We start from the raw sequence: 13568 nt of genomic DNA on the forward strand, positions 1-13568 counted from the left end.
TTTTATTGGGAAAAAATTATGGATGATTACCAAACAAAAGAATTACCATCGGATAATACATGGCACGGCTATCAAATTATTAAAGAAATTGGTCGTGGTGGAATGGGTTGTGTCTACAAAGCATTCCAGACGGAACTTAAACGTACGGTAGCGCTAAAAATTACCTTAACGGCGTCTTCTCAAACAAGTAATCGTCGCTTTGTGCGCGAAATGAAAATTGCGGCGCAGTTGGATCATCCTAATATTTGCAAAATTTACGATGCGGGAATCATTGACGATAAAAAATATATGGTGATGGATTACATTGAAGGACTTTCTCTCAAAGAATATCTGAAACAGCACGATTTATCTGTGGAGGAAAAAATTCGTCTGATGATGAAAATTTGTGCAGCTCTTAGTTATGCCCATCAGCGAAAAATAGTTCATCGCGACTTAAAACCCGAAAATATCATGATGGATAAAAACAATGAGCCGATTGTGATTGATTTTGGTTTGGCAAGACGTGTCGACTCCTCAGAGTTTGATCTAACGAAAACAGGAGATGTTGTAGGAACGCCTTACTATATGGCTCCTGAGCAGATTGCTGGCTTGCGAAAAAATATTACGCATCAAGTGGATATTTACGCGATGGGTGTGATTCTTTACGAAGTTCTGACGGGAAAGCGCATGATGGAAGGGGCCAATGTTTTTGAGGTGATGTGCCGTATCCACGATAGAAATTATGTTCCGCTGCGTGTACAAAACCCCGAATTAAGTAGAGATTTACAAACTATTTGGGAGAAAGCAACGTATCCCGAGCGCAAGTATCGCTACGCAAATATCGACTTGCTTAGTTTAGATTTGCAGGCATTTCTCAACAACAAGCGTGTCAAAAAAAGTCCTCACAAACAAATGCGAATGCTTAGTTATGGTTTGGCGATTTTGTGCATAACCATGATAACATTTTTATTTATGCCGCGAAATGATCGTTTACTTGTAAATATTAAATTGAGTCGTGCGGCAAAAGAGCGTTTGCAAGAGCGTTTGCGTTACTTTGAGGCGATTCTTACACATATCGACAAACGCGAATTTGATGTGGCCGAGCACAAATACAAAGCCAGAAGGTTGAGTCCGTCACAGTATATTACATTGGTGAAAGAACTTTACGAAAAAAACGAATATGACAGGGCTTTTGCTCTATTGTCTGAGGTGGAAGATCGTGTTGTCGCAAAGTACTACAAAGCAATTATCCTATACCATAAACAACAGTATAAATTGGCAGAAAAAATCTTACGTAAATTACCCGGATATGCGAATAAAAACTATTACCTTGGGTTATGCCTATATCATATCGCCCGCAAATACAATAAGTTTGACTTGTTCGGCGAAGTTCTTACCTTACTTGAGAAGAAAAAATATCAGGACGATATCAACGTGTTGGTCGCGCTTGCGGCAATACATCGTTATCGTAAATCACAAGTAGCGAAAGAATATTTTCAAAAATGTGTGGCGAAAGAACCATTCGCTGCCAAACATTCTGTGCCATTAGCTAGAATATACATTCAGGAGAATAGACACTATGACGCTTTCGTGCTTATTCGTAAAATTCTAGATAGCGATAACACCCTAAATGCATACGAGGTATTGCACGAGATTCCGTACTACGAACCGACGTTAAATAGGTTTTGTTACCAGACGGTAGTGAATGGCTTTTTTCGCGATATCCAATTACACACTCCACATTTATTTTTGCAACAGTGCGTGGCTGTTCAACAAGGTTATCGCGAAAGGTATACTTCGTGGTTGCGGTTGCAAGTTCCACAACAAAGCTCTTTGGCAACGATTTTTGATAAATTACCAAATGCCTCACTTGAAGTACAAAAATTGTTGAAAAAAGCGATGATGAATTTGCGTTACAGTCGAAATTTCCACCAACAAATCGAAAACTTCATTGCACAAGACATTACGCCACAAATAGAAAATTTTTTGCGTGAAGTGCAAAAACAAGCGCGACGCGAAAAAGATAAAGAAATCATGGCAATGATTTTATATCGATTGGCGCGTATTGAACAAAACAGGGCATGGTCTCAAAGTGAATGGCGGCACAGTGATATGGATACACTTTTCCACTACGTATTATCCAATGGTACGAGTGTATTTGAAAAATATTTATTGGTAAAAGGAATATTACATTTCTATGGTGTAGCACCTCTGATAAAAATACTACATGATGACGGAAAAGATGCCATATTACGTACAATTGTTGCCGCCACATTTCGCGAGTATCACTTAGCCGCCAAGATTGATGTATTTTTTCAACTTCCGCAAATGCAGGAACGAATTTCCTCTGCTAGAGAGCAAGAATTTTTTAAGATTTTAATCGCACGCTCTATGTATGTAACTCATGCTTACAAACATTTAGATACCTTTTATCGTAAAATTAACTACAAAGAAAGACGCACGGAAGTTTCGCGTAAGGAAAGAGATCTCTTATTGTATCTAATGACAGACTCTTCGTTGAAGGTGCGTGTGATCGCAGCAGGGAGCTTGCATGGGCTTATGGATGAAAGGCAAGATGCAAAGACAGTTAAAATGAGCCGTGATGTTTTGACAAGATGGGGAATGCGTGCGACGCAAAATGTTGTGCGCGCATACTCTCATTTTATATTTTGGCAGAAAAAACAAGTTATACAGCCAGAGTATTTACCACTATATCGCGCAGGCTTACAGGACCCAAGTATGGAGGTGAAAAAAACAGTTCTTGGTTTTCACTTAAAGGTAGGGAGTTACATTCCAAAAATTTCCAAAGAACTAGAGAAATGTTTAACTTTATCACCCGAAATTAGAAGATTGGCGCTTTTTGCTCTGGTTATGAATAAAAGGAGTAAAAAACTAATTTTCGAAGAAAAATTTTATCCAAGTATCGCCAAAGACTTCCTACCGGTAGAGCACAGTATGGTATTTTTAACTACGTTGTACCGCATTATGGATGACTTTAAAAGTACAAACAAAATTGACTTTTCCACAATAAAAAAGCTCATTGATTTTATGAATTACACAAAAACATATATCCATTCCTTGCCTCCCAGCTCACAGTGTATGATTAGTTATATTTTAACGATGTTCAATGTACACACTGACCATGCGTATTTAGATAAAATTAACGATCCGTTTTTGTTGTCGTATCTGTTATTTCAACTACAACAGGAAGCTATTTTCTCAAATCAGATGCCAAAGGGTTTTGTAAAGAGTCCAACGTTGAAGGAACGAAAAGATATTGCCAAAGAATACCTGAAATATCCCCATGCAAAAGTGAAGCAATTTGCCACAACCAGCTACATTTCATTGGGTGACGAAAACGTGGGGAAAAACTATGTAAGGATCGCGAAAAAGTGGCCAAAATTAAAACGTTTTGTCGCTTTGGGAATTCGGGGTTTTACCGAGAGACGTTGGTTGAAAAAAGTTAAGGTAGGCCCTACAGTTGCGATGTGGTCAAGTGCCGAAACTCTCTATGTCAAATCTTTGCGTCAAACGCATCAATTTTTAAATAGCGCAAAAAATAGCCATGAAAAAAATAAGGCGATGAGATGGTTCGATTTAATGTGTTCGCTGGACCCTAAAGGGGATAAGTATTTTTTTGAAAGAGCATATTTCTTTAACCAAAAAGATGCACTTGCTGATGTGAATAAGGCGATGGAAATAAACCAGGACTACCGCGCGGGGTACCTAAAGTTGTATTACTCTTTAGAGGGGTTGACAATTGCCATTCGTCGTCGGGAAAATACCGATTTGTATTTGCAAAAACTACGCAAGCAATCCTTGCACCCTTCGTTATTTTCTGAGGTGGCAAATGCATATGTCATTGTTGGGAAGTTGGAGGAAGCGCTTAGTGTGTACGAACGAAATTTTTTCGCTACTCAGGGGAATTTTGAATTGTTTTCGGAAATTTTCACCAGAGATTTGCAGATGGTAAATATTTACTTAAAGCAAAAGGATCGGAAAACTGCTACAGTGATGTTGGAGTATTTGTATCAAATTTTCCGTCGTGGAAATTACACCACTAACAAGCGTCAAAAGTTTTTTGTAAAAATGGTAAAAGAAAAATTACCCAATTTCGTACCGTTTATAGATAACTGGTCGCAGGAGCGCGAAGTTTTAGAATAGTTCTTTGTAAAAACAGCTATAAAAAAGTTTGGCACCTATTCAAGGTGCCAAACGGGATATCGTGTGAATTAGTTACTAATATCTTGTATGTGAATCTTTACAAAGAAACATTTAGTTGCTTTCGATTTTGTATTGTATCTTTTTGCCTTTGGGATCGACAGAGAACAGACAACGTTGTTTTTTTCCTATGAAAACGACATGTGCCTTTTCATGAGTCCTCGTTGGGCTGTAACTCCCGTCTTCTAACTTACCACCTACCAACAATACATTGCCTTTTTCGTCAAAGCTATATACAACTAAGATTTCTTCAGGTTTTATTTTTGTGATATGTGAAACAATGTACATCACCTTGCTTGTGTTTACCTTACATGTGTTTTTTGAGCATGCAATTTCGATATACTGCATTTTTCCAGAAGACATCGCTGTTTCACGTGCTTTTATACATGAATTCTTCATTATTTTTCCCAATGAATCCATGTCGGAAACATGACCTTCTATTTTGGTGATTGATACATCACCATTGAGCTTTTTGTAAGCATATACTTTGTACGGCAGTTTTAAGCTATGGTAACTCAACTGCATTTCCATACAGTAAACTGTCCCGGCAACAATTTGTTTGCCAATCGCATGTGTACTTTCCACAAAATAGCCATGTTTTTCTAGTTTCGAAGTCACTGTGGCAATAATATTTTTTGCCTCAGATGAATCTTTACTGAGTGCTTCATAGCCACCTAAGACAGACTTGTCTATGGAAATTATTTTTACAATAGACGTTTTGCCATCAAGGGTTTTGTGGGCATACAGCTTTACGATTACTTTTTCTTTATTGTGGCGAAACTGCAATGCGAAGTAATAGTTGGTACCCGCTACGATTTGGTATCCTGCCTTTTGTGCTTTTACAAAAACATAACCCTCGTGTGTTTTGCAAAATAAATCGCAAACTGTGGGAATCACATCGGCAACATACGCATCGTTTACCGCTACCTGGGTATAGCCGCCTAGAATATCTTTCTCATCGGCGGCAATGCAAGATAGGCACAACACAAAAATACAAAACTTTTTCATTGCATACTCCTTATTTGCGGAAGTATGTCATGGATGGGTTTGGACGACCAACAAAGCACATGTGGGTAAATCCATATTTCTTTATCTTTGCATATGCTTCGTATGCTTCGTTTTTCTTTTTCCCAAAACTCATCAACCACGACCGACCATCAACAATTTTCCAGTCACCTTTTATGAACTGTACGCGTATTGTTCTTGGGTTAAATCGAATCGCGTCTTCTCCAGGGAAAGCTCCTACAGGAGACTTACCATTCACTAGATAATATTCCATGGATGGATTTGGTCTTCCGACAAAGCACATTTTATTTAAACGATAACGTTTCATGATCGCCAAAGCTTTTACCGCTTCTGCACGATTTGAACCAAAGTCTTTTAACCATGACCGACCATCAACGATTTTCCAACGTCTCTTAATATTCACAACTTTTATTCTCGCGGGATTGAATGGAATACAATCTTCTTTTCGTGGTGTAGGCATTTTTTTAGAGAGTACCCATGCCGCCGCATAACCTATGCGCGAACAATTGTAGGAAATGTACATGTACCCTTTTTCTCTACCATAACCAGCCGTAGAGCCCCAGCCACTTCCCCAAGAATTTTTAATGATCCACGCGCGTTTGGTGTCATCCCAACCGATCAGTGTTACACCGTGGTTAACACTTTTGTTCACATTGTGATTGAATACACCACCAGTGTAAGCTTGAAAAGCTGGTGAAACGTGAACAGCTACCGCTAAAGGACCATAGCGAAGAAGCGCTCTTTTGATATCGGTAACATTTGGGTTCATCCCCTTTACATATCCCCAGGCAATGGCCTTGTAGTATTTAGGGATAGAGTTATTACATGGTTTGTCGTTTGCTGTGTAAGGATATCTGGCTTCTGAAGCAACGCCTTTGTTGATCAAGAAGTCAAAAGCCCACCAACCACCACGACATGTTCCCTTACCACTACAATTTAAAACACACTGTTCCGAAGCATCAATGGAGCGCGAATTTCTAAGTCGATCGTTGCCTTCAAAAGCTCCAATAGTAGCAAAAGCCCAGCAACTACCACATGCTCTTTGATTGCGCACGGGAGAAACCTTACCTCTTGTGCGCCAATCCCAACGGCGTAAAACAAAAAAACTGTTAAGTTTTTTGATGGCATCCGGAGTTTGCTTCGGTAGAAGTTGGATCGCCTTCGTTGATTTCGCGTTTTGTAACTGTATAGATTGTCCTAAATTACCAGGCGCTTTTAATCCAGCCAATTGTGTAAGTGAACGGTCCATTGCTGTGGTATAACCAACATTAAAAGACCACTTTTGAGAAATTTTTTGCGAGCGCAAAGTTTGTATTTTTTGTTTCAACACAACACTCATTTTATTTTCACGTTGTAGGTAAAATTTATCTATTTTTTGTACCTGTTGCGCAAAAACGATTTGTGCTAGCAAAAAAGATGCTAATAAATATATAGTTTTTTTCATCGATCAGCACTCCTGAATAATTTTAGATTAACAGTGTTGTTAACATATTTAATCATTTCTTGTATTTAGGAAGCACGTTGTTAACTTTACAGATCAAAACTCGTTAACAACAACATTCAGTTGTCATTGAGCAATATCTGTGCCGTTTGTTTTGTTTTGTATAATATATTTTACAGAATTGGCAGGGGAAAAGGGGGCACACGACAGCAACCCTTTTAATTATAAAAATCTAAAGTAGATGTATTTAAGAAATTGCAAGAGAGGTATTTTTTTACGGTAAATATACGGTTTTATATTGAGTTATTTTCATTATAAGATATAATAACAAAAATATATAAAAACCCATGTCAGGAGAAAAAATAATGGCATGGATTAGTATCGGTAAAGTTGCTGCTCTTTTTGGTGTTACAACACAAGCGATCAGGTTGTGGACATATGAAGGAAAGCTATCAGCAAGAAGAACGTTAGGTGGTCACAGAAGATATAACCTGGAAGAAATAGAAAAAATACTAGGAATAGAAAGCAAAAACAAGAAAACAGTGTTGTACTCAAGAGTAAGCGCTCACGACCAGAAAGAAGATTTGCTAAGACAGAAGAAAGAGTTACGGGATTACATCGAAAAACAAGAACATTGCAACGTAGTGGAAATATCAGAAATAGGTTCAGTGTTGAACTATGCAAAACGTGGATTGAAAAAGTTACTGAATCTAATACTAAGTGGTGGCGTAAGGCGAATAGTAGTCTCATACAAAGATAGGCTGATGCGCTTTGCAACGCAAATACTGGAACAGGTATGTGCAGCAAAAAATGTCGAAATAGTGATCCTTAACGAAAGACCACAAAAAAAGTTTGAAGAGGCAGTAGTTGAAGATGTTTTATGTGTGCTAACCGTTTACTGTGCAAAGATCTATGGAAGACGATCGCATGAGCGAAGAAAAAAAAGACAAAATAAAAAATGGTCAGGTACTGGCATATCCCATAGTGATAGAAGAAAAGAAAGTAGCAGAAAAACTACGTGAAACATTGGAATATGTGCAGCAAAAAAGCAACGAGTACCTGGAGTTTGCTCATGAAAACAGATTGTATAATGTGTTTGATAAAAACAAAAGTAAGTACTCTTACAAAGTACTTGAACCAATATTTGTAAAGCTGTACAGGCAAAGTAAACTACCAAGTAGAATAAATCGTGGGGTGCTAGAGATTGTCGGACGTACGATGCGCCAGGTGAGAGATCGCAAGCGAGTATTTGACTTGCTGATGAAAAAAACACAAGACCCAAAGAAGTGGACAAGCAAACTCCTGGTAAAAGATGGTATCTACATAAAAATAGATTACATAAAAAACATCAAAGAGCAGGTGATCAACTACAAACGCAAAAACAACAACGAGCTACCACAAGATTTCTATGCCCTACAAAAGCCACCAAAAGTAAAAAAGAAGATACTCACATATGCCCCAGATGATGGTCAGGCAATCAAAATAGAAAAGAAAAACAACAAAGTAGTTGTTAGTTTTAAAGTGATTGACAGAAAAAATGGAGCAATCAAGTGGTATTGGCTCAAAACAAACATCAAACTTCCGTTATTTTTAGAAGACAAACATATCACTTCTCCAGATATTCGTTTTGAATGTGTTAGAGGTAATTACTTACCTGTACTTGATTTCAAGGTAACAATAGAGAAGCCTCAAAAAATAGAAAGTGGTAACTTCATCACTTTTGACTGGGGAGTTCGCAAGCTCACCACTTTGTGTGTGTTTAACGAAAAAGGACAACAACTTTCTCAACCACATTTTGTCAATTTCTCAAGAGTGCAGGATAAGTTGCAGCGTATCTACAAAGATATTGACCACTGGAAAAGTAAACGCGACAAACTCGCCCATAAAGATTCTTTGTTCAAAAAGTGTAACAGAGAAATTGCTAAAAGATGGAGCAAAATAACAACTCTTAATAAGGAAATTGCTCACACCACTGCAAACATCATTGTTTTCTTTGCTCAACACTTCAACTGTTCGAAAATCTACTGCGAAAATCTCAAATCACTTAAGTCACAAAAGAAATCAAAAGATAAAAATCGCGAAATCAACACCACTGTTCGTCAGAAAATCATGAGTCTAGTCGACTACAAGGCTCGTTTGTGTGGGATCACTCTGGCAAAGCCTGTTCACCCGGCAGGTACCAGTTCTCTTTGCCCTCGATGCTCTCACAAAGGACAACACATTAAAGCCTCTGACAATAAACAAAAAATACACAAAACTTTTTCGTGGTTTCACTGTGCAAAATGCAAATTTTCTGCAGATCGCGATTATGTTGCCTGCATCAATATTGCTCGCAAAGTTCTCTTCAAAAAGAATCTCAAAAAATGTACAAAAACAGTCGTCTATAAGAAGACTCGTTTGCCTGATTCACTGTTTCGTCAGGACGCTGGTGCTAAAACCCATTGCACCAGTCACATTCATTACTTGAAGGGCTGGATACACTCTGTATCTTTATCTTCCATAGTCGTACAAAAGAGTTTTAATTCTTTTAAAGGTACTATCTTTGGAATCCTTCGTGTATGAGTGTTATACACTACTTTAGATTTTTTAGTCTAAATAGAAACGGTGTGAATTAGAAAGTCTAAGAGGGAAGGTATTTATACCAGGCTCTAATACCTTTGCGAGTAAACTACTCTGCAGTTTGGCAGTGATTTTTTCATTTCTGAAATTTGGTTTTGTATTAGATCGTTATTAGGTAAATAGAGCGTATTGAGGTTTCGAAATTGTCCTATTCCCTTTGGAATCTCTGTTAAATCATTTTTATGTAAATAAAGTTCTTTGAGTTTTTGGAGTTGACCGATCTCTTTTGGTAACTTTGTGAATTGATTTTGGGACAATTCCAGGTGAGTAAGATTTTGGAGTTGACCGATCTCTTTTGGTAAGTCTACTAAATTATTCTGATGCAAATAAAGTTCTTTGAGGTTTTGGAGCAGGCCTAATTCTTTTGGTAGCACTGTTAATTGATTTTTGGACAAATCTAGGTGAGTGAGGTTTGGGAGCAGGCCTAATTCTTTTGGTAGCACTGTTAATTGATTTTTGGACAAATTTAGGCGCGTAAGGTTAGGGAGCAGGCCTAATTCTTTTGGTAGCACTGTTAATTGATTTTTGGACAAATCTAGGTGAGTGAGGTTTGGGAGCAGGCCTAATTCTTTTGGTAGCACTGTTAATTGATTTTTGGACAAATTTAGGCGCGTAAGGTTAGGGAGCAGGCCTAATTCTTTTGGTAGCACTGTTAATCGATTACCGCGCGAAACAAGCCTCTTTAGGTTTTGTAGTTGGAATATTTTTTTTCGTAGTCTCGTTAATTTGTTGCGAGATAAAACGAGATCCCTAAGATTTTGGAGTTGTGCTATTTCCTTTGGTAGCCCTGTTAATTGGTTTAATTGCAAATGAAGTTCCTGGAGATTTTGCAGTTGTCCTATCTCTTTTGATAACCTTGTTAATTGGTTGTAGTTCAAATTTAGCTTCTTGAGATTTGGGAGTTGAACGATCTCTTCTGGTATCTCTGTGAATTGATTGGAACCCAAATTTAGGTAAGTAAGATTTTGTAGTTGCCCGATCTCTTTTGGTAGTGCTGTTAACCTGTTGCGACGCAAATCAAGCAAGAAGCCATTAGAGAATCCACAATTAGAGAACTTACACTTTTGTATCTTACTGACTTGAAGGTGAGACCTAAAACTACAATCAATGAACAGGCAGTTATTTATAGAATATAGTCTATTCTCCAAGTAAAACGCACAGCATATATATTGGGTGTTGTTCTCTATATCTTGTAGTGATTTGTTTTTTATTGTTTTCATTTCTAGCTTTCAAATTTCTACTTCAACAATTTGTACCTGAGTCTGGCACAAAAAATCTTGCTACTCTGAAACCAAATGCTGTTCGAGTGTACGACGAAGTTGATCTTGTTCACTATGCCAAAAACAATTTCGTTCATCTTAAGGCCGGAGAACGTCGTCCCTCTTGCGACGTAGAGTGAACTTATGCTTAGTAGATAAATAATCGGTGGCTTCTTGTGCGAGTTGTAGTGCTTGAGTTTTGGTCTCTTCACCGGCTTCTGGTAGTTGTGGTATGGGAAAAGCGATGTCGAGTTTTTTCATCTTATGTACAAAATGCAGGAAGTAGGCAAATAAAGAGAAATCGTTGATTTTAAAAGTCTCAGAGTTTATTTTTTGGCAGATGCTACTCGTGGCTAAGTATTTGAGGGCGGTTTGTACTTTTTGCTGGCGCATACACAGGTTTGCAGCAATTTGTTTCGTCAAGGTGTTGATGTTGAATTCTATCTCTTCGGTTTTGATTTGAAAAGCCATTTGCGAAAGAAGAATATAGGTAAATTGGTGGAGTACATGGTACAAACTGTCCCCCAGTAGAAGTGGATGTGCGTTTTTGTCTGTGGTTTGTAGGCGGTCGACTAAATTGAAGATAAGTTTTCCTACCCAGGGGGGTAGTTTTTGTAGGACCTCTTCCATTCTTTGGTGATTGATAATCAGAACTTGGGTGTCTGTGGCGGCGACAACACTTGCCATGCGTACTTGTTCTGAAATGACCGCCATTTCTCCGACAATGTTTCCCGCCTCTACTGTTGCAAGAAGATATTCTTGGTCGGCACGTGTTTGAATGACATCGACCTTACCTTTTAATATGAAGTATGCTTCGGTTCCTTTTTCGTCTTGGCGAATCAGAACTTCGCCTTCTTTGAATATAACAGGCTCGGAAACAATAGATCCTGCGGTAAAGTCATCTAAATCTGCGCATAGGTCTTCCACTTTTTGGTAGCGATGTTCTTTTTTGTGGGCAAGAGCTTTCATGGTAATCTTTTGTAATTCGGTGGGGATTTGCTGCATGGGGTTCATTTTTTGTGGAGGAACAACTCTTCCCAACATACTAGATTCAAGTACTTGCGCCAGCGATTCGCCTTGGTGAGGTGGAGAAAACGTCAGTAGCTCGTATAAAGTACCCCCTAGAAGGTATATGTCACTTTGGTGGTCGACTTGTGAGGTGTCGTCGTCGAGTTGTTCTGGGGAAATGTACAAAGGGGTACCGAGAATTTCATCATAACTAGTTTGGCTAAAATCTTGTTTCGAGCGCAAAGATTGTATGCGCCGGGATTCTAGTGGTGTATCGGCATCTGCCTGGGTGTACTTGGCGATCCCCCAGTCCATCAACAATACTTCTCCATACTCTCCGACCATGATATTATCAGGTTTTATGTCACGATGGATGACATGGCAAGAATGTGCAAAAGCAACCGCATCACAAACTTTGCGAAAAATAATTAGGCGTTTTACTAGCGGATACTTCTCAATATATTGTTTGTCTCCCTTTTTGAGTTTTTCTATGATGTCACACAGTGGCTCGCCATGAACCATTTTCATCGTAAAATAAGGATGACCGTCGTTAAGCATTCCCATATCGTGAACCGGAACGATATTGGGATGTTCTAGCTGGGCGGTGATCAATGCTTCTTCAAAAAAATAATCGCGGTCGCGCTTGTGTACAGGGACATTTTCTGGCGGGGAGAGTACTTTCATTGCCAAATGTCGACGCAAACTTTTTTCGAATATTTCGTAAATGACACCCATTCCCCCACGGGCGAATTCGCATTTTATATGATATCTTCCGCTAGCTTCTTTCATTTTTTCATTCCTTACTTGGTAATAAACTCAAATTAGTAAATTTCCCAATTAAAAGGATCTTTGAGCTTTTGCCATTCCTCAATGTTCATTTTGGTGTCTTTTATGACGCACTCTTCCAGGCACTCCTCCACCTTCTGTGTGTCGAGTCCCACGCCTATTAATACAAGTTCCTGATGCCTGTCTCCGAAAACCTCATGCCAGCTCTCTTTGAGTTTTGCTAGCCAATTTTCATCGCGGGGCCAGTCCTCTTTCGGTTGGGCCGCCCACCACGTCGCGATAGGCTGCGCTGCAATCCGTTTTCCTGCTTGGGATAGTTCTGCAACGATGTCGGGTTGGGTAGCAAGCCAAAAAAATCCCTTAGCGCGTACAATGCCAAGCGACGTGTTTTGTAAAAATGAATATAACTTTTGCGGATGAAACGGGTATGGTGTACGAAAAACGGTACTTTTTATGTTGTACTTCGCCGTTTCTACTTTGTGGCCTTTTAATTTTTTCTTTTCTTGCATCCATAGGGAAAATGTTGCCGCTTCTTCAAAGCTGAATAAACCAGTACCAATGATTTCGTTTATGTCTATCTTTGAGTAGTTGGTGGGGATTATTTTGGCTTTGGCGTTTAGCATGCGAAGTATCTGCATGGCTTGTTGATGTTGCTCTTCATTAATTTCATCTACTTTGTTGAGAAGGATGATGTTGGCAAATTCAATTTGCTCGACCATGAGGTCAACGATGGTACGCTGATCTCCGGCGGCAACAGATTTGTCGACGTTTTTTAGCATTTCCACATTATAAAAATTTTCTGCGAGATTGCTGGCGTCTACCACCGTGACCATGGTGTCTAGCTTCGCTATTTGTTCTAAGCTAAAACCATTTTCATCTTCATAAGCAAAAGTTGCGGCAACGGGGAGTGGTTCGGAGACCCCCGTAGATTCTATTAGTAGGTAATCAAACTTATTTTGTGCGGATAAATCGCGAACTTGTGCGAGTAAATCGGCACGGACGGAGCAGCAGATGCAGCCGTTGGAAATTTCGACAAAACTTTCTTCATTGTTTACCTGAACTTGATTGTTTTTTAGTATTTCAGCGTCGATATTCACTTTGGCGACATCATTGACAATTACGGCGACTTTTTTTCCTTGTTGGTTGGTCAAAATGTGATTGAGAAGCGTTGTTTTTCCAGCTCCTAAAAAGCCGGAAAGTATAGTCACTGGTAGTTTTCCTGACATTTT

At 38.9% G+C, this 13568-nt stretch carries 7 protein-coding genes and 1 pseudogene; 3 read left to right on the plus strand and 5 right to left on the minus strand.

Going from position 1 to position 13568, the window contains the following annotated elements; all coding sequences use genetic code 11:
- Positions 1-18: 18 nt before the first annotated feature.
- Positions 19-4143, plus strand: a complete 4125-nt coding sequence (locus UABAM_RS02650) for a serine/threonine protein kinase (protein ID WP_151966448.1) — start codon at positions 19-21, stop codon at positions 4141-4143.
- 111 nt (positions 4144-4254) lie between these two features.
- Here UABAM_RS02650 and UABAM_RS02655 read toward each other — a convergent pair whose 3' ends face one another.
- Both UABAM_RS02655 and UABAM_RS02660 read right to left on the minus strand, forming a co-directional pair.
- Positions 4255-5208 (minus strand): hypothetical protein, encoded by a 954-nt coding sequence (locus tag UABAM_RS02655; RefSeq protein ID WP_151966449.1) that lies wholly within the window; start codon positions 5206-5208, stop codon positions 4255-4257.
- Positions 5209-5218: 10 nt separating this feature from the next.
- The gene (locus UABAM_RS02660; RefSeq protein ID WP_151966450.1) at positions 5219-6670 is read right to left on the minus strand and encodes a C1 family peptidase; all 1452 of its coding nucleotides are present in this window, start codon (positions 6668-6670) and stop codon (positions 5219-5221) included.
- A 362-nt stretch (positions 6671-7032) separates the two neighbouring features.
- Here UABAM_RS02660 and UABAM_RS02665 point away from each other — a divergent pair, with 362 nt between their 5' ends.
- Both UABAM_RS02665 and UABAM_RS02670 read left to right on the plus strand, forming a co-directional pair.
- Complete coding sequence (locus tag UABAM_RS02665) at positions 7033-7689, plus strand: IS607 family transposase (RefSeq protein WP_173013099.1); 657 nt, start codon at positions 7033-7035, stop codon at positions 7687-7689.
- On the plus strand, positions 7595-9229 hold the full coding sequence (locus tag UABAM_RS02670; protein ID WP_173013100.1) for a zinc ribbon domain-containing protein: 1635 nt from the start codon (positions 7595-7597) through the stop codon (positions 9227-9229). The genes UABAM_RS02665 and UABAM_RS02670 overlap by 95 nt, the downstream gene beginning before the upstream one ends.
- Positions 9230-9315: 86 nt before the next feature.
- Here the strand turns inward: UABAM_RS02670 and UABAM_RS02675 are convergent.
- From UABAM_RS02675 to UABAM_RS02685, 3 genes and pseudogenes are all read right to left on the minus strand, one after another.
- Positions 9316-10311, minus strand: a pseudogene (locus tag UABAM_RS02675) (leucine-rich repeat domain-containing protein); the annotation flags it as partial.
- A gap of 333 nt (positions 10312-10644) precedes the next feature.
- Positions 10645-12342, minus strand: a complete 1698-nt coding sequence (locus UABAM_RS02680; protein WP_151966454.1) for a serine/threonine-protein kinase — start codon at positions 12340-12342, stop codon at positions 10645-10647.
- 32 nt (positions 12343-12374) lie between these two features.
- The gene (locus UABAM_RS02685) at positions 12375-13565 is read right to left on the minus strand and encodes a GTP-binding protein (protein WP_151966455.1); all 1191 of its coding nucleotides are present in this window, start codon (positions 13563-13565) and stop codon (positions 12375-12377) included.
- Positions 13566-13568: the final 3 nt, after the last annotated feature.

This window comes from Candidatus Uabimicrobium amorphum, from assembly GCF_009002475.1.
Classification (GTDB): Bacteria; Planctomycetota; Uabimicrobiia; order Uabimicrobiales; family Uabimicrobiaceae; genus Uabimicrobium; species Uabimicrobium amorphum.